Consider the following 24,562-nt stretch of genomic DNA (forward strand, 5'->3'; position numbering starts at 1 on the left):
CTCGCCAAGTAGCTGACGGTTCGTCAGATCAGCGCTACCGTAGTCCACATGGAGACCTTCCCGAAGATCATCTCGGTGGACGACCACACGGTTGAGCCTCCCCATGTCTGGCGGGACCGGCTCCCGTCCAAATACCGGGACACCGGCCCCCGGATCGTCCGCGCCCCCCTGAAGGAAATGACCTTCCTGGGCGGGAAGTTCGCCCCCGTCATGGGGGCCAAGGGCGACGACGGCCCGATCGGTGACTGGTGGGTGTACGAGGACTTGCACCGACCCCTCACCCGTCTCGACACCGCCGTCGGCTACGACCGCGACGAGATCAAGCTCGAAGTCATCACGTACGAGCAGATGCGCCCGGGCTCCTTCTCGGTTCCCGAGCGCCTCGCGGACATGGACGTCAACCACGTCCAGTCGGCGCTCTGCTTCCCGACCTTCCCCCGCTTCTGCGGCCAGACCTTCACCGAGGCCAAGGACCACGAGCTCGGGCTGCTCGGTGTGCGGGCGTACAACGACTGGATGGTGGAGGAGTGGTGCGGCCCGGACGCGCACGGCCGCCTGATCCCCCTCACCCTGATCCCCCTGTGGGACGCCCGGCTGGCCGCCGCCGAGGTCCGCCGCAACGCGGCGCGCGGCGTGCGCGCGGTCGCCTTCTCGGAGATACCGCCGCACCTGGGCCTCCCGTCCGTCCACACGGACGAGTGGGACCCCTTCCTGGAGGCGTGCGACGAGACCGGCACGGTCATCGCGATGCACATCGGCTCCTCGTCGCGCATGCCGTCGACCTCGGCGGACGCGCCGCCGGCCGTCGGCTCCACCATCACCTTCGCCAACTGCTGCTTCTCGATGGTCGACTGGCTGATGAGCGGCAAGTTCGAACGCTTCCCCAACCTCAAGATCATGTACGCGGAGGGGCAGATCGGCTGGATCCCGTACATCCTGGAGCGCGCGAACGTGGTGTGGGAGGAGAACCGGGCCTGGGGCGGCGTCGCGGACAAGGTGCACCGTCCGCCGTCGGAGCTCTTCGCGGAGCACGTCTTCGGCTGCTTCTTCGACGACCCGTTCGGCCTGAAGAACCTCGACTCGATCGGCGTCGCGAACGTCCTCTACGAGACCGACTACCCGCACTCGGACTCGACGTGGCCGAAGTCGCGGGAGGTGGGCGAGGCCCAGATGTCCCACTTGCAGCCGGACGTGGTGGACCGCATCGTCCGCGGCAACGCGATCGACCTGCTGGGACTGACGCCGGAAGGGCTGTGGGCCGGGGCGTGAGCGGTCGGGAGCCCGGAGGTCCCCTTGCGGCGAAGGCGAAGATCAAGGCATGCTTCGCCGGAGCAAAGTGGGAGGGGCGGTGGCGGTGGACAAGCGGACCGTGGTGACCGGGGTGTTGTGCGCGGTGGCGGCGCTGGGCGCGTCCGCCGTCATGACGAAGGTGGTGCCGGCTGCGGAGGGCCGACCGGAGGCGCACGTCAAGGCGGCGGCCCCGGCGAAGCCCTCACCGAGCTCGTCTTCGCGATCGCAAGCAGCGAAGCAGCCGCAGCTGGACACCTCGGGTTCGCCCCGTCCGGGCAGTCCCGCCGCCTTCACCGGTGCCCTGTTCGAAGGCGGCGTACAGGGTGACCACTTCTGCACCGCCACAGTGGTGCACAGCGCGGGCAAGAACCTGATCGTCACCGCGGGGCACTGCCTGCTCGCCGGGAAGCACGGCGACGCAGGGGCGGTCTTCGCACCCGCGTACGCGAACGGCGGAGCCCCGTACGGTGCCTGGACCATCGAAGAGGTCTTCGAGGACTCCCGCTGGTCCGAGGACTCGGACGACGACTACGACCTCGCCTTCGCCCGCCTCGCCCCGGACGCCTCGGGCCGCAACATCGAGGACGTCACGGGCGCCGCGGCCCTGGACACCACGGGCCGTTCGGGCGAGGAGATCACCGTCACCGGCTACCCGGCGGACCGCAAGGTCCCGCGCACGTGCACGGCGTCGGCGATCCGCGAGACGCCGACGGAGCAGCGCTTCGACTGCGCGGACTTCCCGGGTGGTACGAGCGGCAGTGCCTGGCTCGCGAAGGACGGCAAGATCATCGGGATCCTCACGGGCGGCGACACGGACGACGTCTCGACGAGCACGATCCTGGGGGAGTACGCGGCGCAGCTGTACGCGAAGGCGACGGCGACGGCCCGCTGAGCCGCCGGTGCCCGCGGTGCGCGAGCCGGGGCTCCGGGTCCGCGGTCGCGTCCGCCCCGGGGTCCGAGACCGGTCACCCGGGGAACGAGGAGCGGCGCCGGGAGGGCTCCAGATCCGTGCCATCGGGGTCACGACCGGCGCCCCCTTGCAGAACTGACGGTCCGTCGGTGATGCCGGCCCGGTTTGGGTACGATGGTGCATGGTCGTAAACATTCGGCCACCCGACCGCTCGAAGGACTGGATCGGTGTCACCTGGCATGACGACCGCAAGGCGGTGGGAGTGCGGCCGCCCTTCGGTCGCGACGGGCGTCGCGGAGGCTCTGGGCGGACGGGGCCGGACATCCGGCGGCGCCTGGTGCGGGGCCTTCCACCGTCGGGGGAGCCGGTTCGGGCGTTGCCCGTTGGGCCGTATAGGTGGTCTTTGCCAGCCGGGTGTGCACCTCGTCGGTTCGGGTAAGCAGAATGCTTTTGCCGCTTGCCGTGGGCCCTGCATCTCGTTGTGAGTTCGTGTAGTTGGAGGTAAAACCGCCCATGGCGGCGAACGGAAGCCCCACCGTCAGGAGGCTCCGCCTGGGCGCGGAACTTCGCCGACTGCGTCGGGCCTCGGGCATGACGTCCCAACAAGTGGCTGCTCTGCTCCTGGTATCCCAGTCCAAGATCAGCCTGCTGGAGACGGGCCGTCGTGCCATCAACCCCCGTGACGTGCGTGATCTGTGCGAACTCTACGACGTCACCGACCAGTCGTTCGTCGCCTCGCTGATGCGGATGGCGAAGGAGTCCGGCCGGCAGGGCTGGTGGGTCGCTTACGGCGACGTGCCCTACGGCGTGTTCGTCGGGATGGAGACGGAGGCCATCTCCATTCACTCGTATGAGCCACTGGTGATGCCCGGTCTGCTGCAGACCCCCGCCTACGCCGAAGCGGTCATCGGTGAAACGAACCCTCACATCACGGCCGAACAGGCCGCCATCCGTCTTGAGGTGCGGCTGCGGCGCCAGCACCGCGCCCACCACCCCGCCCGTCCCTTTCGTTTATGGGTCGTCCTGGACGAATCGGCGTTACACCGCGCCGTCGGCACCGCCGACGTCATGCGCGAACAGCTCGAACATCTGGACCGCATCAGCGTCCAGCCGCACATCACCGTGCAGATCCTCCCGCACACCGCAGGAGCCCACCCCGGTCTCTCGGGGCAGTTCTCCATCCTCACGTTCTCCGACAACGACGCGGGGGTCGTGTACTTGGAGCGTTACACCAGTGATCTCTACCTGGAGAAGCCCGCGGACCGCCGGCCTTACCACTTCATGTACGACCACCTCCAAGCGCAGGCACTCGCACCCGAACAGAGCCGCGAGTTCATCCGCGACGCCATCGGGACCTACGCGCGATCCTCGTGAGCGGTGAGCGGTGAGCGGTGGGGGCGCTCAGCCGGGGGCCCCGCCTTCCCGTCCGGCCAGGGCTCCGCAGGCGGAACACGTCGCGCCGCCTACGGGTACCCGCACCGGCGCGGCAGCCTCCGGGACTTCGTGCTGGAAGAGCCAGGGGGCGTTCGCATTCCGCTCCAAGACGTACCTGAAGTGCTGCTGGCGCCTGAGTTCGAGGACGTCCTTGTGCCGCATCCGGCCCACCCCCGACGACGCCATTGCGCCCCAGAACGCACCCAGTACTGCACAGATCAGCACGAGCCTCACCAACATGTCTGCCACGGCGGGTCCCTTCCGGTGACGAATCGCAACGGGGCCCGCGGTCGAGCCCTCGGCAACATCTCCACATAACGCAGCGGCATATTCAGGGTTATGCCCCGCGCTCGCATTGCAGCCATGTGCAGCACCCTGTCGGGTTGCCGTAATGTCGTATTTCCATGAGGCGGCCGGTCCGGAGGCGGGCCGGGAGAAAGCGCGCCGACCCGGATCCCTGGCCCACCCCGGCCCACTCCTCGCCATCACTGCCCTGAGCTGCGGCGAACCTCGGTCCTGGCGGTTCACCGCGACTGCAGAAACGATGAAAGGAAACGGTCCGCACGCGTGCGCTCCGTCATCATCACCCGCATGGCTCACACCCTGCCCGGCGCCGGAAGCGTTGGTTGGACTATGACAACAGCAAACCTCGGTGCAATCTTCCAACGGCACCCAGAAGAGGCGGACGTCCCCGTTCGCCCAGGGGCCGACCGGATGGGTAAGTGGACATTCACACCGGCGTCATCGGACCGAGCCCAGGGTGAGAACGCGGCTCTGCAGTATGAAGGTCTGAAAATCGAGCTGAATTACTCGTCATCGATCTTCGAGGACTTCCTGGAAGCGATGAGCTCGATCCGCCACGAGTTCAATCGGCGGTCGGACGGCACGGCCGTATCCGGGATGTGCGGGACCGACGGCCGATCGAGGCAGGACTCCCTTGTATGAACCATACGGTCATCACGACTGGACCGGCTTCCCCACCCAGCCGGATGCCCGCACGCTTCGGCCGGCTCCGGATCCCGAACAGCACACCGGCATGGGGTATTCGCCACTCGGGACGGCCCAGGAGAACGGCGCGTGGGATCCGGCGGAGGAGCTCGCCTGTCTGCTTCAGGGAAGCATGGGCGACCAGACGCAGTCCTTCGACCGGGTCGTCTTCGATGAAGTGACCGATGCGATGAGCACCACCGGGCTGGTGGCCGGACCGCTGGGCACCGGGCCGGCGGAAGCATCCGCGGGGCACCGCCGCCGGACCGTCCGGGCGAAGGCGCCTGCAGTGGCCCTGATGCGAACGGGCAGCCTGTGCACGTCTTTGCTGGTCGCGCTCATCGCCGCCGTCGTGAGCATCTTCAGCGGGCTCGCCATCTGCGACGCGCTACGGCACAGCGCCGTGCCCCACACCGGCCACGACGTGGTCAGCTGGTGGCCGCTGCTGATCTACGGCCCTTGGATGGTCGCCTCGCTGTCCATCCTCAGGGCGGCCCTGCACCAGCGCCGCGCCGTCCACTCGTGGTCCATCGTCCTGTTGTTCTCGACCCTGGCCACGCTCCTGTGCGTGGCCCAGGCGCCGAGGACGCTCCCCGCCCAGGCCGCGGCGACCCTGCCCGCCATCGCCGCCCTCGCGTGCTTCCAGCAGCTCGTCCGCCAGATCACGCTCACCCGGCCGCCCCGCCAGCAGACGCCGCGGCACCGCAACTCCCGGCCCTCCCCGGCTCCCAGACTCCACTACGGGGCATGAGAACGGTGAAGTCCGCGACGGCGCCCCGGCCAAGCGCGGGGACGCCGGGACGGACAGGGCCGCAGTCCGCCGAGCCGGCCGTGGCCGCGCCGACAAGGACGGAGACGGCGCCACCGCGTACGGCGCCACCGCGTACGGCGCCACCGCGTACGGCGCCACCGCGTACGGCGCCACCGCGTACGGCGCCGGGGACGAAGGCGCGACGGTCTCTAACCGCATGGAGAAGTGGTCCTTCCCGGAGCCCGCCGTAGTGATCGTTTTCATCTGAGGAACGACAACCGAATCCGATAAGTCACGGGCGGACCGCAATCCGGTCGCGGCGGCCTCCGAGCGCTGCTCCGCACCCCTGCGCACTCCCGCACCACCCACTGAGAGAGGACATCAACCATGGCGTACGAGCCCTCATACGCTGAACGGATCCGGTACAAGCGGCTTCAGGACGACGCCTACCAGGCAGGCCTGGACGCCGCCACCAATCTCCAGGCAGCCCTCGCGCTGGCGGGAATGGTGCTCCCCTCGCTGGCCAACGACGGGCCCGTGGGCGCCCGCGGGTTCGTCCGGCTCGGCGGATGCAGCGTCGCCGTCGCCAACCAGCTCGCCGAGGTGATCGCCGCGGGCGCCCACGCCCTGCAGGAGCAGGGGATGTGAACACCCTTCCCCCGCGGCCCCGGCACGGATCCGCCGCGACGTCCCCACCGGCAGGCTGACTCCAGGAGGTCCTTGCATGAAGTGGCGCGATTCCCCGCGCGTGCCGAAACCGCGGGAGGCGCTCGACCCCTACCGCTTCCCCGGCGTACGGGACTTCGAGGACACGGAGGGCACGGGGGACGCCCGCCTCGCGAGCCCCGTGCCGATCCCGGACCCGGAAGAGCGGCCTCGCAGCCGAACCAGCGCAGCACACCACCGGCGCCTCGAGTTGCACGCCGCGCTGACCGCGGCCGGCATCCCGCCGGTCGCCGGAGACCTCCACGCCATCGAAGCCGTCTCCGCCCTGGACGGCACCACCAACGCGGCCGTCCGGCGATGGATCGCCGGCGCCCGATGACTCACGTCACCGTACGGCCCTGGTTCTCCACCAGGCCGAGGTGGACGGGCCCGGCCGGGGTGTCGGCCAGCAGCTCCGCGAGCCGCGGCGGCCACAGGGGCTCCCCGAGCGAGGCCAGGGCCGGCTGCGACAGCCAGCGCCAGTGCGCGTCGGGGGACTCGGGTACGGGATCGCGGCGCGGGCCGGTGGTGACGTAGATGTGCTCGTGCTGGCGGACAGGGATGCCCTGGTGGGTGAAGTCGTGCTCCCAGGTGCAGAGCAGCCGCTGCGGCTCGAGATCGGTCCACCCGGTCTCCTCGCGCAGCTCGCGCCGCACGCACTCCTCGGGGGTCTCCCCGGGATCGATGCCGCCGCCGGGCGGCAGCCAGTGGATGCCGACTTCGATGTTGTTCTCCCGGAAGAGGAACACCGATCCGCTGGGGGAGAGGACGACAATCCGCGCTGCCTGCCGAGGAGTTCTCATCAGATCAGCGTACGACGGGGTGGCCGCTTCGGGGGTGGTGCTCGGCGACAGGGGGGTGGGGGGCCTCGGCGGCGGGACTTGTCGGTGCGGGGTCGGGCGGGCCGGGGCGGGGGCTTCGGGGGCGGGACTCATGGGCTCGGGGTCGGTGGTGTGTCCGGGGGCGTCCCGTCAGTCCACTGTCCTTCCGTGTCGGGTCGGTCCGTCAAGGGCGCTCCCTTCGGTCGCGTCGCTTCGCGATGTCGCTGCGCTCCACCCTTGACCGACCGCCCCGCCCCGGAATGCCATAAGACTGCCGGGAAGCCCCCGAAGGAATGGCCGGGAGGTTACCCCGCCCGACCCCGCACCGACAAGTCCCGCCCCGCCCCGCCCCGCCCCCCCGCCCGACCCCGAGACCCCGCCCCCTACCCCGCCTGCAGTGCCAGCGTCGGCGACAGGCGCGCCGCGCGGACCGCCGGGTAGAGGCCGGCCAGGGTGCCTATCGCCAGGGTCGAGGCGAAGCCGCCCGTCACCGCCCAGAGGGGGACCACCCAGGGGAGGTCGCCCGCGTGGGCGTAGGCCGCCGTGGCCGCCGCGCCGAGGGCGATGCCGGCCAGGCCGCCGAGGCCCGACAGGAGCAGGGACTCCGTCACGAACTGGATGCGGACCTGGCCCTTGGTCGCGCCCAGCGAACGGCGCAGGCCGATCTCGTGCCTGCGCTCCAGGACCGAGATGATCATGGTGTTCGCCACCCCGACCCCGCCCACCAGCAGGGCGATCCCGCCCAGGCCGAGCAGGAGCGTGCTGAACGCGCCCTCCGTCGCCGCCTTCGCCTGCAGCGCCGCCGACGGGTCCGTCACCGACACCGTGCTCGGCGACTGCGGATTGGCCGTCGGGGCGATCAGGCCGCGGACCGCTGCGACGCGGTCGTCCGCGGAGCGCTCGTAGATCGCCGTCGGGTGGCCGTCGAAGCCGAGCAGCTGCTCCGCCGCCTCCCAGCCGATCAGCGCCGAGCGCTCGATCTCCGGGGCCAGCGGGACCGGGTCCAGGATGCCGATGACCGTGAAGTACCGGCCGCCGATGAACACCTGCTGCCCCGGCTCCGTGATGCCCAGCCGCTCCGCGGAGACGTTCCCGAGCACCACCGACGGATAACGTCCGGTGGCTCCGTTCAGCCAGGTGCCCTTCTGCATCCGCGCGCGCAGGACCTCCAGCAGGTCGTCCTTCGCCGCCTTCAGCCCGATGCCGCCCGTCTCCTCCTTGGGGATGTTCTCCGAGCGCCGTACGGACTGCGCGACGTCACCCGTCGTACCCACCGACTCGACCCCCTCGATACGCGAGATCATGCCCGGGGCCTCCTTCGGCAGCTTGGTGTCCTGCCCCGAGAACATCGACTGGCCCTCCGTCGCCACCAGCATGTTCGTCCCCAGCTCGTCGAGCTCCCGCAGCAGTTTGGCCTGGCTGGACGAGGACACCCCGACGACCGCGATCATCGTCGCGATGCCGATCGCGATGCCGAGCGCGGACAGGAACACCCGCATCGGGCGCGAGCGCAGCCCCGCCGAGCCGACGTGCAGGACGTCACGGGGGCCGAGCCGGGCCGGGGTCAGCCTTCGCGAGGCCCTCACCGCTGCGCCACCCCCGCCGTGCTCCGTACGTCGTTCCACACGTCCGCCACGATCTCCCCGTCCCGGATGCGCACCTGCCGAGGCAGGCTCGCCGCGATCTCGTGGTCGTGGGTGATCACGGCGATGGTGGCCCCGTCCGCGTTCAGCTCGTGCAGCAGCTCCATCACCGACCGCCCCGACGCCGAGTCCAGCGCGCCCGTCGGCTCGTCGGCCAGCAGCAGGTCCGGTTCCCCCGCCACCGCCCGCGCGATCGCCACGCGCTGCTTCTGCCCGCCCGACAGCTCGTGCGGCCGGTGCTCCATCCGGTCCCCGAGGCCCACCCGCTCCAGCGCCCGCTCCGCCCGCCGGCCGCGCTCGGCCCGCGAGAGGCCGGAGTACAGCAGCCCCTCGGCCACGTTCGCCCGCGCGCTGATGCCCGGTACGAGGTGGAAGGACTGGAAGACGAAACCGACATGGCGCGAGCGCAGCGCCGACAGGGCGCGGTCGGACAGGGTCGCGATGTCGTGCCCGGCGATGGCGACCGCGCCGGCGCTCGGCCGGTCGAGGGTGCCGACGATGTGCAGGAGGGTGGACTTCCCGGAGCCGGACGGGCCGACGATGGCGAGGAGTTCACCGCCCAGGACGGTGAGGTCCACCCCGCGCAGGGCCTGCACCCCGCCGGGGTACTCCTTGGTGACGCCCGCGAGCTCCACGACGGCGCGCGCGTGCCTGTTCTCTGCCGTAATCGCTGTCGTCGTCGTCATTGCCCGGGGATCCCCACCTGCATGCCCTCCTTGAGGGCGTCCCCCTTGACCTCGACGCGGCCCTGGCCGAACATGCCGAGCTCCACGGGTACGTCGCGGACCGCTCCGCCCTCGACCACCTGGACGCCGAAGCCCCCGCCCGACAGCGCGAGGAGCGCGTTGACCGGTACGGAGAGCACGCCCTTGCGGGTCTCGCCGGTGAGCCGGACCGACACCGGGGACTGGTCGGGGCCCTTGAGCTCGGAGGCGTTGTCCAGGGACACGCTCACCTCGACCTTCGGCTTCCCGCCGCCGCCCCCGCCGCCGGGGCCGCCGCCGTTCGGGTCGTCCGGGTTCGCCGTGCTGCCCACCGAGTCGATCTTCCCGGTGGCCGTGCCGCCGCCCGGCAGTCGCACGGTCACCTGGTCGCCCGTCTTCGCCGCGCCCGCCTTGGCCACGTCCAGCTGGAAGCGGACCATCCGCTCGGTCCCGGTCAGGGTCATCACCGGCTTGCCCGGCGCCGGCTCGTCGCCGACCGCCGTGTCGTTCTTCTGCACCCGCTGCGGCCCGGCCGCGAACGCGATGTCCTCCTTGCCGACCTCGCCCGTCTCCGCCGCCTTGTGCGCCTTCTGCCAGCGCTTGACCGCCGTCGCCGTGCCCGCGGTGAAGGTGCCGTCCTCCGGGTCGAGTCCGGTCCCGTACCCGAGGGCCTGGAGGTTCCGCTTGAGCTGCTTGACGTCCTCGCCCTTGTCCCCGGTCTTCATCTGCCGGTACACGGGCGTGCTCCCGTACATGAGCCGCACCGGCTTGCCGTTGACCTCGTACAGCTTTCCGTCCCGCTCGATCGCCGTGCCCGCGCCCGCGGCCCAGGTGAGCACCCCGGGGCCGCCCGCGGCCAGCTTGCGCTCCTGCGCGTAGCCGAGCGTGCCCTCGACCGTGAGGCCCGAGCTGAGGTCCCCGCGCGTGACCGGGGCCGTCGCCCGCGGCATCCCGTCCGCGCGCCGGCCCTTCGCACCGTCGGAGTCCGACCGGGGCTGGGCGGCCGTCACCGCGTACCCGCCGCCCGAGACGGCGAGTACGACGGCCAGCGAGCCCAGCAGCCACTTGCCGCGCCGCCTCACGCGGCGTCGCACTTCTTCTGCGCGTCCTGGAAGGCCTGCTCCTGGCCCTCGGGGATCTTGGTCGCGCTCATCGCGCCCCCGTTGAACTCGGGGTCGGGGATGTTCACGCCGTTGTCCCGCATGCACTTGGCCCACTTCAGGGCCTTGTCCTTGTCCGCCTGCGAGATCTGGCCCGACCCGGGGGCCTGCAGCCCGCAGGCGTCGAAGGCCTTCTTCACCGCCTCCGGGTCCTCGCTGCCCGAGCCCAGCGTCATCCCGCGCGGGTCCTGGCCGGGCTCCGGGTCGGGCGCGTCTATGCCGTGCTCGCGCAGGCACTTGCGCGTCTTGAGCGCCTTGTCGGCGTCGGCGCCACTGGCCGCGCCGCCGCCGCTCGACGCGTTCGTGGACGCGCCGTCCTTCCCGCTCTTGCCGTCCTTGCCGTCCTTGGCATCCGAACCGACACCGCCCGTGCACGCGGTGACGAAGAGGGTCAGGCCGGTGAGCGCCGCGGCCGTGGTCATGGTCATGGATCGATTCATGCGCCAGACCCTGCCCCCGGGGCGGGTTTCGCTTCTCTCTCCGATCTTGCTTACGACGAGGAAATACGAGATTCCGGTAAAGAGGGCGGCATGCGAGTTCTGGTGGTGGAGGACGAGGAATTCCTGCGGGAGATGATCGCCGACGGGCTGCGCCGCGACGCGCTGGCCGTCGACGAGGCGGGCGACGGCCTGGAGGCCCTGCGGCGCCTGCGCCTGGGCGAGTACGACGTCCTCGTCCTCGACCGCGACCTGCCCGGGCTGCACGGGGACGAGGTCTGCCGCCAGGTGGTGCGCGAGCGGCTGCTGACCCGCGTCCTGATGCTGACCGCCTCCGGGACCGTACGGGAGCGGGTCGAGGGACTCGGCCTCGGCGCCGACGACTACCTCACCAAGCCCTTCGCGTACGACGAGCTCCTCGCCCGCGTCCTGGCGCTGGGCCGGCGCACCCGGCCCGCCCTGCCGCCGGTGCTGGAGCGGTGCGGGATCGCCGTGGACACCGCGCGGCGGAGCGCGAGCCGCGACGGGCACCGGCTGGCGCTGTCGCGCAAGGAGTTCGCGGTGCTGGAGGCACTGCTGCGGGCGGAGGGCGCGGTGCTCGGCAACGACGACCTGATCGAGCAGGTGTGGGAGGAGGACACCTCGTACAGCACCAATGCCGTACGGGTGACCCTCAGCAAGCTGCGGGCCAAGCTGGGAGAGCCGCAGCTGATCGAGACGGTGCCGGGGGCCGGCTACCGGATCACCGGTCCGATCACCGATCCGCGATGAGAGCAGTGCTCCATTCCGAGCGCGCCCGTCTCACCGCGCTCTACGGCTCCCTGCTCGTCCTGGCCGGCGGCGGACTGATCGCCCTGATCAACATCCTGCTGCGCGGCGGCCTCTACACCCGCATCAGCGGGGCCGTCACCACCGCCGTCCCCGGCACCGCCTTCGAACGCGCCGCCGTGGAGGGCCAGCCCCTCATGGCGGTCCCCGCCCAGCGGCTCCCGCCCGGCGCCGCCACGCCCACCCGGGAGCAGCTCCAGACGTGGGCCGCCACCCGCAACCTCTCCATCGCCGTGGAGAGCGCCACCCTCCACGAGCTGCTGGTCGTCTCGCTCATCGCCCTCGCCGTGTTCGCCGTACCGTCGATCTGGCTGGCCTGGTGGATGGCGGGCCGCGTGCTGCGGCCCGTCGGCGTCATCACCGAGACGGCCCGCCGCCTTTCGGGGGAGAACCTGCACGAGCGGATCGGCCTCAAGGCCCCGCCCGGCGAACTCAAGCGGCTGGCCGACACCTTCGACGGGATGCTCGACCGGATGGAGAGCCTGGTCGGCGCGCAGCGCCGGTTCGCCGCCAACGCCGCCCACGAGCTGCGCACCCCGCTGGCCGTGCAGCGGGCGGCCGCCGAGATCGGGCTGGCCGGGGACCCGCCGCCGGAGAAGGTGGCCCGGATCCGGTCCAAGCTGATCGGCGTCGCCGAGTCCAGCGAGCACCTCGTCGAGTCGCTGCTGCTGCTCGCGGTGTCGGAGGAGGGCCTGGAGACCACCACCGCGGTGGACCTCGTGGCCCTCACGGAGGCGGAGCTGGCGGAGACGGAAGCGGCCGCGGCCGGCTCGGCCGGGGGCGCCGGGCCGAGCGTCGTACGCGGCCTCGAGCCGGTGAGCGTGGTCGGCGACCGGGCCCTGCTGGGGCACCTGGTGCGGAACCTGCTGGCCAATGCCGTACGGCACAACCGGCCGGGCGGGCGGATCAGGGTGAAGACCTCCGCCGACGGGGTGCTGACGGTGTCCAACACGGGCCCGGTGATCGACCCCGCCGACGTGCCGCGGCTGCTGGAGCCGTTCCGGCGGCGCGCCGAGCGGCAGCACACCGCGGGGGAGGGCGCCGGGCTCGGGCTCTCGATCGTCGCCTCGATCGCGCGGGCGCACGGCGCGAAGCTGGTGGTGCGGGCCAACCGGGGACCGGGCGGCGGTTTGACGGTCCGGGTGCGCCTTCCGGTCACACCTGCGCCGCACCGGACGGCGTCGCCTCAGGAATCCTGATGATCGCGTGTGTACCGTCGGAGGTATGAGCGAGCACCCCCGAGCCGGCTCCCGTAGTCCCCGTACGTTCCTCACGTCACTCACGTCCCTCAGCTCCCGCAGCCTCCGTTCACCCCGGCGGCTGGCCGTCGCCGCCGCCGTGGGCCTGCTGGCTTTCGGGGCCGGCTGGGTGTACGCGGTCCAGGACGACGACCCCGTCACCACCGCCTCGGCCCGTACCGGGGACCGCCCGGGGGACGCGGCCCGCAGGCCGTCCTCGGGCGCCACCGCAGACGCCGCCACTTCCGACTCCGCCCCGGCAGGCGGCGCCACCCACGCCACCCGCGGGGCCCGCGGCGCGCCGGGCGCGCCGGGCGCCCCGGGCGCGCCCGCAGCCCCGGGAGCGGCCGGAGCGGCCGGAGCGCCCGCGGCCCCCGATTCCGCCGACGGCCTGTCCGACATCAGCGCGGAGACCCGGGCGCGGATCCCGGACGACGCCCGCCAGCTCCTCCTCGTCGCCGGCAAGGCCACGGACTCCTCGGAGTCCACGGCGACCCTCTACAGCCGGCGGGCGGCCGGCGCCGACTGGGTCCGCAGCAGCGAGAGCTGGCCCGCGCACAACGGCGCCAGCGGCTGGAACTCCGGCGAACGCGAGGACGGGGACCTCACCACCCCCGTGGGCGTGTTCACCCTGAGGGACGCCGGCGGTCTGCTGGAGAAGCCGCCGGGCACGAAGTTCCCGTACGACCACAACCGGCTCTTCGTCCCCACCGGCCGGGGCGTGAACGGCGAGTCCCTCGCGGGCGCCTTCGAGTACGTCATCGCGATCGACTACAACCGCCGGACGGGGTTCTCCCCGCTGGACCTGGTCAAGCCGGAGGGCGAGGACAAGGGTGGCGGCATCTGGCTCCACGTCGACCACAACGGCCCCTCGCAGGGTTGCATCGGCATCTCGAAGGAGGCCATGAAGAAGCTCCTGACCACCCTGGACCCGGCGGCGAAGCCGGTCGTCGTGATGGGCCCGGCGGGCTTCTGACCGCTCGGCCGTCTCTTTCGGATCAGGGCGGGCCCGGGCCGGCCGGTATCAGGGCGTCAGACCGGCCGGCTCCGGGTCGGCCGGTTCGCGGCCGGCCGGCACGGCGGCGACCCGCCGCCCCCACACCAGCAGTCCGATGTACGCCAGGTCGAAGACACTGCACAGCACACCGAGCCCGAGGATGAACGGCGAGTCCTCGACGACCCCGAAGAGCAGCGTCGGGGCGAGGGTCCCGAGCCACTTCGCGACGGCGATGACGAGGGACTGCCCGCGCGGTCCGCGCCGGTCGGCGTAGAGGGCGATGAACAGCCCGGACATCAGCAGGTTCTGCAGGAACGCCGCGTACCGGGTCGCGTCGTGCGACCCGAAGTGCGCGAGGAAGAGCCACTGGACGGCGAAGCCGCTGCCGAACACGAGCACGCTCCACGCCGCGAAGAGCGGCCGCGTCACGAAGCCGGGCAGCTCGGCGCGGCCGTAGCGCAGGTAGGTCCAGATGATGACGACGTCGGCGAGGGCCCACACCACGTTGACCACGCCCTGGGGGGACACCCCGGCGCGGAACTCGCCCACGGCGTAGGTCGCCTCCCACGCGAAGTTCAGCGCGAGCGCGGCCACGGGCATCGCGTACGTCCGGTCCCGCAGCCCGACCCGGATCGCCTCGACGTACACGACGGTCCACGCGACCCCGCTGACCAGCGTCAGAAACAGATCCACGCGCGCACCCTAACCAACCAGCCCCGCCCGCACATCCCCCCGGGCGCGTACGCGCCGCCCGTCGGGCGGGTCGAACCCCTTGCCTGACGGTCCGTCAGCTACGACGATGGCCCACGGCGCCGGCGGGATGCGGGTCGGCGGCCGGGGCCCGGTCGGCGGGCCGGGGCGGAAGACGAAGCGGAGGCGGCATGGCGCGCGTGTTTGCGGAAGGCCGGCTGGTCTACGGGATGCAGCTCCCGATCCAGTCGCAGAGCACCATCTACGCCGAACCCTGGGAGGCCGCGGCGACCGCCGCCGACCTCGCCGAGGTGGCGCGGGCCGCCGACCGGGCCGGCTTCGGGTATCTCGCCACCTGCGACCACGTGGCCATCCCGCGCCGCCTCGCCGGTCCCATGAGCACCGTCTGGTACGACCCGGTGGCCACCCTCGCCTTCCTCGCCGGGATCACCGAGCGCGTACGGCTGCTCAGCCACGTCGCGATCCTCGGCCTGCGCCACCCCCTCCTCAGCGCCAAGCAGTACGCCACCGTCGACCACCTCTGCGGCGGCCGGCTCATCCTCGGCGTCGGCGCGGGCCACGTGCAGGAGGAGTTCGAGGCCCTCGGCGCCGACTTCGCCGGCCGCGGGGCCGTCCTCGACGAGACCCTGGACGCGCTGCGCGCGGCCCTCGGCCCCGAGGAATACCCGGAGTTCGAGGGCGAGCTGTTCTCCTTCAAGGACCTCGGCCAGCTGCCCCGACCCGCCCAGACCCGCATCCCCGTCTGGGTCGGCGGCTCCTCGCCCGCCGCCGTCCGCCGGGCCGCCGTGCGAGGCGACGGCTGGCTCCCGCAGGGCGACCCGCGCGACAAGCTCCCCGCGCAGATCGCCCGGATCAAGGAGCTCCGCGCGGCGGCCGGGGTCGGTGACCCCATCGAGTTCGGCGCGATCACCGAGGCGCTGTACGTCGGCGAGCCCGGCTGGGACACCGGCCGGCGCACCCTCACGGGCAAGGCGGAGGCGCTCGCCGAGTCCCTGCGCGCGTACAAGGCGCTCGGCGTGGACCAGATCCAGGTCCGCTTCCGCAGCCGCGACCGCGCCGAACTGAGCGACCAGATCACCGTGTTCGGGGCCGAGGTCGGCCCGCTTCTCAACGACTGAACACCTCGACGGCCGAACATCTTGGCGACCGAACATCTCGACGACTTGGAGTGCGGGCATGGGCAAGCTGGACGGGCGCGTCGTCGTCATCACGGGCGCGGCGCGCGGCCAGGGCGAGCAGGAGGCCCGGCTGTTCGCCGCCGAGGGCGCCTCGGTGCTCCTCTGTGACGTGCTGGACGAGCAGGGCGCAGCGGTGGCCAAGGAGATAGCCGAGGAGGCCGGCGAGGACCGCGCCCGGTACGTACGGCTCGACGTGAGCCGGGAGGAGGACTGGGCCGCCGCCGTCGCCACCGCGAAGGAGGCCTTCGGCCCGGTGAACGGCCTGGTCAACAATGCCGGCATCCTGCGTTTCAACGAGCTGGTCTCGACCCCGCTGGAGGAGTTCGAGCAGCTGATCCAGGTCAACCAGGTCGGCACCTTCCTCGGCATCAAGGCCTTCGCCCCCGAGATCGAGGCGGCCGGCGGCGGCACCATCGTCAACACCTCCTCGTACACCGGCCTGACGGGCATGGCGTACGTGGGCGCGTACGCGGCGACCAAGGCGGCGATCGTCGGCCTGACCCGGGTGGCCGCGCTGGAGCTGGCCGCCAAGGGCATCCGGGTCAACGCGATGTGCCCGGGCGCGGTGGACACCCCGATGGCGAACCCCGGCCTCCTGGACCCGGCGAACATGAGCGACGAGGCCCGGGACGCCATGGCGGAGCTCTACGGGCGGGTCGTGCCGATGGGGCGGGTGGGCCGGGCCGACGAGATCGCCAGGCTGGCCCTGTTCCTGAGCAGCGAGGACTCCTCGTACATCACCGGCCAGCCGTTCGTCATCGACGGTGGCTGGATGGCGGGCGTCAGCATCATGTGACCCGCGCCCGACCGGCATCTGATGGAGCGTCAGGTATTGACGCTCCCGCTTCCGCGGTGGAACAGTCGACTCATCGAATCTGACGACACGTCAGAAATCAAAGGACGGTGAACCCCCTTGGAATTCGGGCTCTTCGTGCAGGGATACGTGCCTGAGGCGCGGTCCAAGGTCGACCCCGAGGCAGAGCACAAGGCGCTGATCGAGGAGACCGAGTACGTCATCCAGGCCGACAAGTCCGGCTTCAAGTACGCCTGGGCCTCCGAGCACCACTTCCTGGAGGAGTACTCGCACCTCTCGGCGAACGAGGTCTTCCTCGCCTACCTCGCCCACGCCACCGAGCGCATCCACCTCGGCTCCGGCATCTTCAACCCGCTGGCCCAGGTCAACCACCCCGTCAAGGTGGCGGAGAAGGTCGCGATGCTCGACCACCTCTCCAAGGGCCGCTTCGAGTTCGGCACCGGCCGCGGCGCGGGCAGCCACGAGATCCTCGGGTTCCTGCCCGGCATCACGGACATGAACCACACCAAGGAGATCTGGGAAGAGACCATCGCCGAGTTCCCCAAGATGTTCCTCCAGGAGGAGTACGAGGGGTTCCAGGGCAAGCACTGGTCGCTGCCGCCGCGCAAGATCTTCCCCAAGCCGTACGGCAAGGCCCACCCGGCCATGTGGTACGCGGCCGGCTCCCCCTCCTCGTACGCGATGGCCGCGAAGAAGGGACTCGGCGTCCTCGGCTTCAGCGTCCAGAAGGTCTCCGACATGGAGTGGGTGCTGGAGCAGTACAAGACGGCCATCCAGGAGGCCAAGGCCATCGGCGCGTTCGTCAACGACAACGTGATGGTCACCTCCACCGCCATCTGCGCCGAGACGCACGACAAGGCGGTGGAGATCGCGGTCAACGCGAACATGAACCGCTTCCAGTCGCTGGTTTTCCGCTACCACGACACCTTCCCGCGGCCCGAGGCGATCCCGCAGTGGCCCGAGACGCTGCCGGAGTACAACGCGGAGATCATCGAGCTGCTGATCGCCGAGGAGCTGCTGATCTGCGGGGACCCGTCCGAGGTGCTCGCGCAGTGCAAGCGCTGGGAGCAGGCGGGCGCGGACCAGCTCTCCTTCGGCCTGCCGACCGGGGTCTCGTACGAGGACACGATGAACACCGTCAAGCTCATCGGCGAGCACGTGATCCCGAAGATCGACACGGATCCGGTCCACCGCACGACGCGCTTCCGCCAGGCCGCCTGACCGGGCGGGGAGTACGGGGGCGGCGTCTTCCCGGACCGCCGCCCCGCACCGGCCCCGGCCGGAGGTCACGCCGAGGCCGCGGCCGGCCCGGCGGCCCCCGGCCGGGGCACGCGGGCGTCCGGGACACGGCCCGCCCGGGACACGGCCCGCCCGGGACACGGCCCGTACGGGGCGCGGCCCCGGGACACGGCCCGTACGGGGCGCGGCCCCGGGAGACGGCCAGCCATACGAACACCGGCAGAGGGGACGTCATGCTCGACCACCTGATCAAGGGGGCCACCGTCGTCGACGGCACCGGCGCCCCCGCCCGCGCGGCGGACGTCGGCCTGCGCGACGGGAGGATCGCCGTCATCGGCGCGCCGGGCACGCTCACGGAGGAGGCCCGGACCACCGAGGACGCCACCGGGCTCGTCCTGTGCCCCGGCTTCGTCGACCCCCACACGCACTACGACGCCCAGCTCTTCTGGGACCCGTACGCGACCCCCTCCATGAACCACGGCGTCACCACCGTCGCCGGCGGCAACTGCGGGTTCACCCTGGCCCCGCTGCACCCCGACCGCCCCGAGGACGCCGACTACACCCGGCGCATGATGAGCAAGGTCGAGGGCATGGCCCTCAAGGCACTGGAGGAAGGCGTCGACTGGACCTGGTCCGGCTTCGGCCAGTACCTCGACGCCCTGGAGGGCCGGATCGCCGTCAACGCCGGCTTCATGGTCGGCCACTGCGCGCTGCGCCGGCACGTCATGGGCGCCGACGCGGTCGGCGGACAGCCCACCCCCGAGCAGATGCAGCAGATGCTCGACCTCTTCCACGACGCGATGAACGCGGGCGCCTGGGGCCTGTCCACCACCCAGTCCGCCACCCACTCCGACGGCGACGGCGCACCCGTCGCCTCCCGGCACGCCAAGCCCGCCGAGCTCCTCGCGCTGTCGAAGGCCGTCTCCGAACACGAGGGCACCCAGCTGGAGGCGATCGTCGCGGGCTGCCTCGACCAGTTCGCCGACGAGGAGATCGATCTCCTCGTCGAGATGAGCGCCGCCGCCGGCCGCCCCCTGAACTGGAACGTCCTCACCATCGACGCGGCCGTGCCCGAACGGGTCCCGCGCCAGCTCGTACCGAGCGAGCGCGCACGCAAGGCCGGCGGCCGCATCGTCGCGCTGACCATGCCGATCCTCACCCCCATGAACATGTCGCTCGGCACCTTCTGCGCGCTGAACCTGATCCCGGGCTGGGGAGAGATCCTCGGCCTGCCCGTGCCCGAACGGATCGCGAAGCTGCGCGACTCCGGCGTACGGGCGCAGATGCTGCGCCGGGCCGACAGCAAGGAGGCCGGGGTCTTCCGGCGACTGGCCCACTTCGGCCGCTACGTCATCGGGGACACGTACAGCAAGGAGAACGAGGGCCTGTCCGGCCGCGTCGTGAACGACATCGCCGCCGAACGCGGCCAGGACCCCTTCCACTGCCTGGTCGAGATCTGCGCCAACGACGACCTGCGCACCGTGCTCTGGCCCATGCCCACCGACAACGACCAGGCGAGCTGGGCCCTGCGCGCCGAGACCTGGCAGCACGAGGACGTCATGCTGGGCGGCTCCGACGCAGGCGCGCACCTGGACCGCATGTGCGGGGCGCCGTACACGACCCGCTTCCTCGGGGATTGCCTGCGCGGCCGCAAGCTGGTGCCGCTGGAGCAGGCGGTGAAGATGCTCACCGACGACCCGGCGCAGCTGTTCGGGCTGCGCGAGCGCGGCCGGATCGCCGAGGGGTTCCACGCGGACCTGGTGCTCTTCGACCCGGACCGCATCGAGGCCGGTCCCGCGACGCTCGTCCACGACCTGCCCGGCGACAGCCCGCGGCTGGACGCCCGCGCGATCGGCATCGTGTCCGTGCGCGTCAACGGCGTCGAGACCATACGGGACGACCAGGTCACGGGGGCGATCCCCGGGATCGTGCTCCGCTCGGGCCGCGACACGAGGACGGTGAGCACCCGTTGAGCGAGCCGGTGGAGCAGAAGCTGTACATCGGCGGAGAGTGGGTCGAGCCCGCCGGCGGCCACTACGAGGTCGTCAACCCGGCGGACGAGTCGGTGGTCGGGCTCGCGCCCGAGGCCTCGCGCGCCCAGGTCGAGGAGGCGGCGCGCGCGGCGGCCGAGGCCTTCGAGACCTGGTCCCGTACGACCCCCGAGGCGCGGGCGGCCGTGCTGGACCGGGCCGCGGACATCATGCAGCGCGAGTACGAGCCGTGGTCGGCCCTCGCCCGGGCCGAGACCGGCGCGCCGACCGGGATCGCGCGCGGAATGCAGGTCGGGGTCGGGGTCGCGCGCTTCAGGCGGTACGCGAAGGGCGCGCTGGAGCCGGTCGAGCGAGGGCTGCCCCCGCAGGTCACCGAGGCCGGGCCGATGGGGAAGGCGAGCGTCCTGGGGGCGCTGGAGGTGCGCCAGCCGGTCGGCGTGGTCACCTGCATCACCTCGTACAACAACCCGTGGGCGAACCCGGCGGGCAAGGTGGCCCCGGCCCTGGCCATGGGCAACACGGTGGTGGTGAAGCCGGCCCCGCAGGATCCGCTGTCGGTGTTCAAGATGGCCGAGGCCCTGCACGAGGCGGGCGCCCCGGCCGGCGTGGTGAACGTGGTCTGCGGTGCGTCGGTCGAGGTCGGCGAGGCCGCGGTGGACTCCCCGTACGTGGACATGGTGTCGTTCACCGGCTCCACGGGCGTCGGGCAGCGCATCGCGGAGGTCTGCGGCCGTTCCATGAAGCGGCAGCTGATGGAGCTCGGCGGCAAGGGCGCGGCGGTCGTCTTCGAGGACGCCGACCTGGACGCGGCGGTGCTGGGGATCGGCACCACCTTCTCCTTCTACTCCGGCCAGATCTGCACCGCTCCGACCCGGGTGATCGTGCACCGGTCGGTGTACGAGCGGCTGGTGGAGAAGCTGACCGGCTACCTGGCCTTCATGAAGGTCGGCGACCCGGCGGTGGCGGGCACGGTGGTGGGCCCGGTGATCTCGGCGGCGCACCGGGACCGGGTGGAGTCGTACGTGGAGCTCGGCCGCAAGGAGGGTGCGCGGATCGCGTACGGCGGCGAGCGGCCGGTGGTCGGGGACGGCCGCGGCTTCTACGTGGCGCCGACGCTGCTGGTGGACTGCACGAACGACATGCGGGTGGTCCGGGAGGAGATCTTCGGCCCGGTGGTCGTGGTCGTCCCCTTCGAGGGAGGCGAGGAAGAGGCGGTCCGGCTGGCCAACGACAGCGATTTCGGGCTGCTGAGCTACGTGTGGTCCGGGGACGCGGCGCGCGCCTTCCGGGTGGCGCGGCGGCTGCGCGCGGGCGGGGTCGGCGTGAACACGATCGGCCGGAACATGGAGGCCCCGTTCGGCGGCTTCAAGCGCTCGGGTGTCGGCCGGGACGTGGGCTCGTACGCGCTCCACGCGTACAGCGAGATGCAGTCGATCGTCTGGACGACCTGAGACTCAGGTCACACGGGAAAGTTCAAATCGGCATAAAAGGGATACTGCTGCGGTTTCCGCATTCCGGAACGAGCTGTCCGCTCCCTGTTGAGCAGGGGGCGGACGCACGCATGAACCTTTCATTACGGGTTAATGAGCCGCCGCAAGCTCTGGATTCGAAGGTGTTCCCGCCGGTAGCCACTCGGACCCAAGCCCTCCGGATATGGAAAACGCAGCCTCTAACGTCCTGACTCATGACACAGCTGGACGTTCGGCCTCGGGTCGGAGACACGGTGAGCGGCGTCGCCGGCGGCGACGGCGACGTGCGCGGCAAGGGCCTCGGCAAGGGCTCCGTGGGCCTGGTGGGCAGTGCCGTCATCGGCATCTCCACCGTCGCCCCCGTCTACTGCCTGACCTCGACCCTCGGCTCCACCGCCGGTGAGGTCGGCGTCCAGATGCCGGCGGTCTTCCTGGCCGGCTTCCTGCCGATGCTGCTCGTCGCCTTCGCCTACCGGGAGCTCAACAAGGCCGTACCGGACTGCGGCACCTCCTTCACCTGGACCGTCAAGGCCTTCGGCCCGCGGATCGGCTGGATGTGCGGCTGGGGCCTGGTGATCGCCACGATCATCGTGCTCTCCAACCTGGCCGGCGTCGCCACCTCGTACTTCTGGCTGCTGGCCGGTGAGATCACCGGCAATCCGTCCGTCGCCGCCCTGGACGACGACAAGCTCGTCCACATCGCCACCTGCCTCACCCTGATCGCCGCGGCGACCGCCATCAGCTACCGCGGCATGACCGCCACCAAGGGCGTCCAGTACACCCTGGTCGGACTCCAGCTCGCGGTCCTCGCCATCTTCGTCGCGATGGCCTTCCAGAAGGGCTCCGCCGGCACCTTCGACACCGGCCTGGACTTCTCCTGGCAGTGGATGAACCCCTTCGCGGTCGAGTCCATGGGCGCCTTCACCGCCGGACTCTCCCTCTCGATCTTCATGTACTGGGGCTGGGACGCGTGCCTCGCCACCAACGAGGAGACCACCGGCTCCGCCAAGACCCCCGGCCGGGCCTCGCTCATCGCGATGGTCGTCCTGGTCGGCTCGTACCTGGCCACCGGCATCGCCGCCCAGATGGCCGTCGGCTCCGGCACGGTCGGCTTCGGCCTCGGCAACCCGGAGACCTCCGGCAACGTCTTCGCCGCCCTCGCCGGCCCGGTCATGGGCCCGGTGCTCGGCATCCTGCTCTTCGTCGCGGTCCTCGCCTCGGCGACCGCCTCGCTGCAGACCACCTTCATCCCGGTCGCCCGCACGGTCCTGGCCATGTCCACGTACGAGGCCCTGCCGGCCTCGTACGCCAAGGTCCACCCGCGCTTCAAGACCCCGGGCCGCGCCACCGTCATGGCCGGCGCCGCGACCGGCGCGTTCTACACCGTGATGACGCTCGTCAGCGAGAACGTCCTGACCGACACGATCTTCGCGCTCGGCCTGATGATCTGCTTCTACTACTCGCTGACGGCCTTCGCCTGCGCCTGGTACTTCCGCGGCGAGCTGCGCCGCTCCGCCCGGGACCTGTTCTTCAAGGGCGTCTTCCCGGTCCTCGGCGGGCTCCTGCTCGCCGCCGTCTTCCTCAAGACCCTGATCGACATGTGGAATCCGTCGTACGGCTCCGGCTCCACCGTCCTCGGCGTCGGCAGCGTCTTCGTCATCGGCGTCGGCCTCCTGGCCCTCGGACTGGTGATCATGCTGATCACGCAGCGCCGCAGCCCGGCCTTCTTCCGCGGGGAGATCCTGACAAAGTCCACCCCGGCCCTGGTGGTCGAAGACTGACCCCGCCCCACACTGGAGAAGTCCCCCCGCGGCCCGGACCGATCCCCCCGCTCCGGGCCGCGGACCCAACGCCGGGTCACTCCAAGGGGGGCCCGGTGGTGACCCCGGGTGGCGGCAGGTCGTTGGGTACGGCATGAACGTCATGAAGCGCCGCCTCGCGGCCCTGGTCCTCACCAGCGGCGCCGCCCTCGCCCTGACCCCCCTCGCCGCCCACGCCGACACGAAGGGCCCCACCATCGAGGGGCAGCCCGTCACCAAGCGCATCACCGACATCGCCAACCACCCCGGCCAGGCCGTGGACGACACGAAGACGGCCCTGGCCGTGACCGCCTCGGCCGCCGGCTCCGCCACTCACGCCACCGACAGCTCCCTCGCGGGCGCGGGCAACGCCATCGACGGGCTCCCGAAGGCCCCGTCGGTACGCTGACCGCGGCCCGTCGCGGCGGGCCCTCAGAAGGAGTCGGTCGTTGAGCAGGCCATGATCCTGTGGCTGCTCAACACCTTCAGCACGTTCACCCTGGGTGTCCTCCTCGTCGGCGGCTTCGTCGCCCTCGCCGTCGGAGGCAGCCTCGCCGCCCGCCGCCGCTTCCCGCACCTGGCGGGCGGCGAGCACAACGAGATGGTCGGCGTCGCCCTCGGCATGTTCGGCGCGATCTACGGCATCATCCTCGCCTTCGTCGTCGTCACGCTCTGGACCCAGCTGGAGAACACCCAGACCGTCGTCGCGACCGAGGCCACCGACCTCGCCCTCGTCGTCCGCAGCGCCGAGTCCTTCCCGCCGGCCGAACGCGCCCGCGTGGAGCGGGCGGTGAGCGACTACGTGCACGCCGTCGTCGAAGTCCAGTGGCCGATGATGCGGGACGGCCGCCCCAGCTACGAAGCGACCGCCGAGCAGACGCACGGGCTGTACCAGGCGTTCCAGGCGTACGAGCCCGCCGGCGCCCGCAACGAGACCTTCTACGAGGAGGCCGTGGGCCGCCTCAACGACGTCGCGGCGCAACGCCGCGCCCGCGTCACGATGGCGGAAACGTCCCTGCCGGTGCTGCTCCAGGTACTGGTGTACGGAGGCGCGCTCGTGATCCTGCCGCTCACTTTCCTGTTCGGCCTGCGCAGCCTGAAGATGCAGCTGCTGTTCGTCTCGGCGGTGGCGGGGCTGATCGGCTTCAGCCTGCTGCTGGTGATGGCCCTGGACCGCCCCTTCGCAGGCGACCTCAGCGTCACCCCGACCCCGTACAAGGAGGCGGCACTGGCCCAGTTCTGGCGGGCGGGGTAGAGGGCGGGGGCTTCGGGGTGCGGGGTCGGGCGGGGCGGGGCGGGGCTTCGGGGTGCGGGGTCGGGCGAGCTGTTCCGGGGCTTCGGGGTGCGGGGTCCCGGGCGGGCGGGGTCGGGGTGGTGTTCGGGGGCGTCCCGTCAGTCCACTGTCCTTCCGTGTCGGGTCGGTCCGTCAAGGGCGCTCCCTTCGGTCGCGTCGCTT

General features: G+C 71.5%; 24 protein-coding genes. 18 read left to right on the forward strand and 6 right to left on the reverse strand.

Going from position 1 to position 24,562, the window contains the following annotated elements; translation table 11 throughout:
- Window positions 1-48 precede the first annotated feature (48 nt).
- The 7 genes from K7B10_RS23015 to K7B10_RS23045 all read left to right on the forward strand — a co-directional run bounded on the left by K7B10_RS23015 (window position 49) and on the right by K7B10_RS23045 (window position 6,417).
- Window positions 49-1,269, forward strand: coding sequence for an amidohydrolase family protein (locus K7B10_RS23015; protein WP_229338654.1), 1,221 nt, complete (start codon window positions 49-51; stop codon window positions 1,267-1,269).
- Window positions 1,270-1,354: 85 nt separating this feature from the next.
- On the forward strand, window positions 1,355-2,182 hold the full coding sequence (locus K7B10_RS23020; protein ID WP_229338656.1) for a trypsin-like serine peptidase: 828 nt from the start codon (window positions 1,355-1,357) through the stop codon (window positions 2,180-2,182).
- A 531-nt stretch (window positions 2,183-2,713) separates the two neighbouring features.
- Window positions 2,714-3,574, forward strand: a complete 861-nt coding sequence (locus tag K7B10_RS23025) for a helix-turn-helix domain-containing protein (RefSeq protein WP_229338658.1) — start codon at window positions 2,714-2,716, stop codon at window positions 3,572-3,574.
- 651 nt (window positions 3,575-4,225) lie between these two features.
- Window positions 4,226-4,579, forward strand: a complete 354-nt coding sequence (locus tag K7B10_RS23030) for a hypothetical protein (protein WP_229338660.1) — start codon at window positions 4,226-4,228, stop codon at window positions 4,577-4,579.
- 91 nt (window positions 4,580-4,670) lie between these two features.
- Window positions 4,671-5,372: a hypothetical protein gene (locus tag K7B10_RS23035; RefSeq protein WP_229338662.1), complete on the forward strand. Its 702-nt coding sequence runs from the start codon at window positions 4,671-4,673 to the stop codon at window positions 5,370-5,372.
- A gap of 387 nt (window positions 5,373-5,759) precedes the next feature.
- Window positions 5,760-6,020 (forward strand): hypothetical protein, encoded by a 261-nt coding sequence (locus K7B10_RS23040; RefSeq protein ID WP_229338664.1) that lies wholly within the window; start codon window positions 5,760-5,762, stop codon window positions 6,018-6,020.
- 76 nt (window positions 6,021-6,096) lie between these two features.
- Complete coding sequence (locus K7B10_RS23045; protein WP_229338666.1) at window positions 6,097-6,417, forward strand: hypothetical protein; 321 nt, start codon at window positions 6,097-6,099, stop codon at window positions 6,415-6,417.
- A gap of 1 nt (window position 6,418) precedes the next feature.
- On the opposite strand, the gene K7B10_RS23050 is transcribed toward K7B10_RS23045, so the two are convergent.
- The 5 genes from K7B10_RS23050 to K7B10_RS23070 all read right to left on the reverse strand — a co-directional run bounded on the left by K7B10_RS23050 (window position 6,419) and on the right by K7B10_RS23070 (window position 10,833).
- The gene (locus tag K7B10_RS23050) at window positions 6,419-6,880 is read right to left on the reverse strand and encodes an NUDIX hydrolase (protein WP_229338668.1); all 462 of its coding nucleotides are present in this window, start codon (window positions 6,878-6,880) and stop codon (window positions 6,419-6,421) included.
- A 401-nt stretch (window positions 6,881-7,281) separates the two neighbouring features.
- Window positions 7,282-8,484 carry an ABC transporter permease gene (locus K7B10_RS23055; RefSeq protein ID WP_229338670.1) on the reverse strand — a complete coding sequence of 401 codons (1,203 nt, stop codon included), beginning with the start codon at window positions 8,482-8,484 and terminating at the stop codon, window positions 7,282-7,284.
- Window positions 8,481-9,227, reverse strand: a complete 747-nt coding sequence (locus tag K7B10_RS23060) for an ABC transporter ATP-binding protein (RefSeq protein WP_229338672.1) — start codon at window positions 9,225-9,227, stop codon at window positions 8,481-8,483. Before K7B10_RS23060 ends, K7B10_RS23055 begins: the two co-directional genes overlap by 4 nt.
- Window positions 9,224-10,327, reverse strand: coding sequence for a peptidoglycan-binding protein (locus K7B10_RS23065; RefSeq protein ID WP_229338674.1), 1,104 nt, complete (start codon window positions 10,325-10,327; stop codon window positions 9,224-9,226). The genes K7B10_RS23060 and K7B10_RS23065 overlap by 4 nt, the downstream gene beginning before the upstream one ends.
- Window positions 10,324-10,833, reverse strand: coding sequence for a hypothetical protein (locus K7B10_RS23070; protein WP_229338676.1), 510 nt, complete (start codon window positions 10,831-10,833; stop codon window positions 10,324-10,326). Before K7B10_RS23070 ends, K7B10_RS23065 begins: the two co-directional genes overlap by 4 nt.
- A 102-nt stretch (window positions 10,834-10,935) precedes the next feature.
- Between K7B10_RS23070 and K7B10_RS23075 the strand changes: the two genes are divergently transcribed.
- Genes K7B10_RS23075 through K7B10_RS23085 form a run of 3 tightly spaced genes read left to right on the forward strand, consistent with a single transcriptional unit; the run spans window position 10,936 to window position 13,884 of the window.
- Window positions 10,936-11,613: a response regulator transcription factor gene (locus K7B10_RS23075; protein ID WP_229338678.1), complete on the forward strand. Its 678-nt coding sequence runs from the start codon at window positions 10,936-10,938 to the stop codon at window positions 11,611-11,613.
- Window positions 11,610-12,869: a sensor histidine kinase gene (locus tag K7B10_RS23080; RefSeq protein ID WP_229338680.1), complete on the forward strand. Its 1,260-nt coding sequence runs from the start codon at window positions 11,610-11,612 to the stop codon at window positions 12,867-12,869. Before K7B10_RS23075 ends, K7B10_RS23080 begins: the two co-directional genes overlap by 4 nt.
- A gap of 25 nt (window positions 12,870-12,894) precedes the next feature.
- On the forward strand, window positions 12,895-13,884 hold the full coding sequence (locus tag K7B10_RS23085; protein WP_229338682.1) for a L,D-transpeptidase family protein: 990 nt from the start codon (window positions 12,895-12,897) through the stop codon (window positions 13,882-13,884).
- Between the two features lie 48 nt (window positions 13,885-13,932).
- On the opposite strand, the gene K7B10_RS23090 is transcribed toward K7B10_RS23085, so the two are convergent.
- Window positions 13,933-14,598: a transmembrane-type terpene cyclase gene (locus K7B10_RS23090; protein ID WP_229338684.1), complete on the reverse strand. Its 666-nt coding sequence runs from the start codon at window positions 14,596-14,598 to the stop codon at window positions 13,933-13,935.
- A gap of 188 nt (window positions 14,599-14,786) precedes the next feature.
- Between K7B10_RS23090 and K7B10_RS23095 the strand changes: the two genes are divergently transcribed.
- The 8 genes from K7B10_RS23095 (at window position 14,787) to K7B10_RS23130 (ending at window position 24,361) form a co-directional block, all read left to right on the forward strand.
- A complete protein-coding gene (locus tag K7B10_RS23095) occupies window positions 14,787-15,734 on the forward strand; it encodes an LLM class F420-dependent oxidoreductase (protein WP_229338686.1) in 948 nt (315 codons plus the stop codon).
- Between the two features lie 58 nt (window positions 15,735-15,792).
- Entirely contained in the window at window positions 15,793-16,590 is a 798-nt protein-coding gene (locus tag K7B10_RS23100) for an SDR family NAD(P)-dependent oxidoreductase (RefSeq protein WP_229338687.1), read from the forward strand.
- A 117-nt stretch (window positions 16,591-16,707) separates the two neighbouring features.
- A complete protein-coding gene (locus K7B10_RS23105) occupies window positions 16,708-17,829 on the forward strand; it encodes an LLM class flavin-dependent oxidoreductase (protein WP_229338689.1) in 1,122 nt (373 codons plus the stop codon).
- A 251-nt stretch (window positions 17,830-18,080) separates the two neighbouring features.
- Window positions 18,081-19,820 carry an N-acyl-D-amino-acid deacylase family protein gene (locus K7B10_RS23110; protein WP_229338691.1) on the forward strand — a complete coding sequence of 580 codons (1,740 nt, stop codon included), beginning with the start codon at window positions 18,081-18,083 and terminating at the stop codon, window positions 19,818-19,820.
- The gene (locus K7B10_RS23115; protein ID WP_229338693.1) at window positions 19,817-21,289 is read left to right on the forward strand and encodes an aldehyde dehydrogenase family protein; all 1,473 of its coding nucleotides are present in this window, start codon (window positions 19,817-19,819) and stop codon (window positions 21,287-21,289) included. The genes K7B10_RS23110 and K7B10_RS23115 overlap by 4 nt, the downstream gene beginning before the upstream one ends.
- A 233-nt stretch (window positions 21,290-21,522) precedes the next feature.
- A complete protein-coding gene (locus tag K7B10_RS23120) occupies window positions 21,523-23,088 on the forward strand; it encodes an APC family permease (RefSeq protein ID WP_229338695.1) in 1,566 nt (521 codons plus the stop codon).
- 133 nt (window positions 23,089-23,221) lie between these two features.
- Window positions 23,222-23,515: a hypothetical protein gene (locus K7B10_RS23125; RefSeq protein WP_229338697.1), complete on the forward strand. Its 294-nt coding sequence runs from the start codon at window positions 23,222-23,224 to the stop codon at window positions 23,513-23,515.
- A 51-nt stretch (window positions 23,516-23,566) separates the two neighbouring features.
- The gene (locus tag K7B10_RS23130) at window positions 23,567-24,361 is read left to right on the forward strand and encodes a bestrophin-like domain (protein ID WP_229338699.1); all 795 of its coding nucleotides are present in this window, start codon (window positions 23,567-23,569) and stop codon (window positions 24,359-24,361) included.
- The last annotated feature ends 201 nt before the right edge of the window (window positions 24,362-24,562 follow it).

It is taken from the genome of Streptomyces flavotricini (assembly GCF_020639365.1).
In the GTDB taxonomy this organism is placed as follows: Bacteria; Actinomycetota; Actinomycetes; order Streptomycetales; family Streptomycetaceae; genus Streptomyces; species Streptomyces flavotricini.

Bases quoted from the DNA above. Each gene is read 5' to 3' on its own strand.
- K7B10_RS23045 (WP_229338666.1), top strand. From the start codon at position 6,097: ATGAAGTGGCGCGATTCCCCGCGCGTGCCGAAACCGCGGGAGGCGCTC.
- K7B10_RS23070 (WP_229338676.1), bottom strand. From the start codon at position 10,833: ATGACCATGACCACGGCCGCGGCGCTCACCGGCCTGACCCTCTTCGTC.
- K7B10_RS23110 (WP_229338691.1), top strand. From the start codon at position 18,081: ATGCTCGACCACCTGATCAAGGGGGCCACCGTCGTCGACGGCACCGGC.
- K7B10_RS23030 (WP_229338660.1), top strand. From the start codon at position 4,226: ATGGCTCACACCCTGCCCGGCGCCGGAAGCGTTGGTTGGACTATGACA.
- K7B10_RS23100 (WP_229338687.1), top strand. From the start codon at position 15,793: ATGGGCAAGCTGGACGGGCGCGTCGTCGTCATCACGGGCGCGGCGCGC.
- K7B10_RS23085 (WP_229338682.1), top strand. From the start codon at position 12,895: ATGAGCGAGCACCCCCGAGCCGGCTCCCGTAGTCCCCGTACGTTCCTC.
- K7B10_RS23025 (WP_229338658.1), top strand. From the start codon at position 2,714: ATGGCGGCGAACGGAAGCCCCACCGTCAGGAGGCTCCGCCTGGGCGCG.
- K7B10_RS23120 (WP_229338695.1), top strand. From the start codon at position 21,523: ATGACACAGCTGGACGTTCGGCCTCGGGTCGGAGACACGGTGAGCGGC.
- K7B10_RS23035 (WP_229338662.1), top strand. From the start codon at position 4,671: ATGGGGTATTCGCCACTCGGGACGGCCCAGGAGAACGGCGCGTGGGAT.
- K7B10_RS23130 (WP_229338699.1), top strand. From the start codon at position 23,567: ATGATCCTGTGGCTGCTCAACACCTTCAGCACGTTCACCCTGGGTGTC.
- K7B10_RS23095 (WP_229338686.1), top strand. From the start codon at position 14,787: ATGGCGCGCGTGTTTGCGGAAGGCCGGCTGGTCTACGGGATGCAGCTC.
- K7B10_RS23050 (WP_229338668.1), bottom strand. From the start codon at position 6,880: ATGAGAACTCCTCGGCAGGCAGCGCGGATTGTCGTCCTCTCCCCCAGC.
- K7B10_RS23075 (WP_229338678.1), top strand. From the start codon at position 10,936: ATGCGAGTTCTGGTGGTGGAGGACGAGGAATTCCTGCGGGAGATGATC.
- K7B10_RS23040 (WP_229338664.1), top strand. From the start codon at position 5,760: ATGGCGTACGAGCCCTCATACGCTGAACGGATCCGGTACAAGCGGCTT.
- K7B10_RS23060 (WP_229338672.1), bottom strand. From the start codon at position 9,227: ATGACGACGACGACAGCGATTACGGCAGAGAACAGGCACGCGCGCGCC.
- K7B10_RS23015 (WP_229338654.1), top strand. From the start codon at position 49: ATGGAGACCTTCCCGAAGATCATCTCGGTGGACGACCACACGGTTGAG.
- K7B10_RS23080 (WP_229338680.1), top strand. From the start codon at position 11,610: ATGAGAGCAGTGCTCCATTCCGAGCGCGCCCGTCTCACCGCGCTCTAC.
- K7B10_RS23125 (WP_229338697.1), top strand. From the start codon at position 23,222: ATGAACGTCATGAAGCGCCGCCTCGCGGCCCTGGTCCTCACCAGCGGC.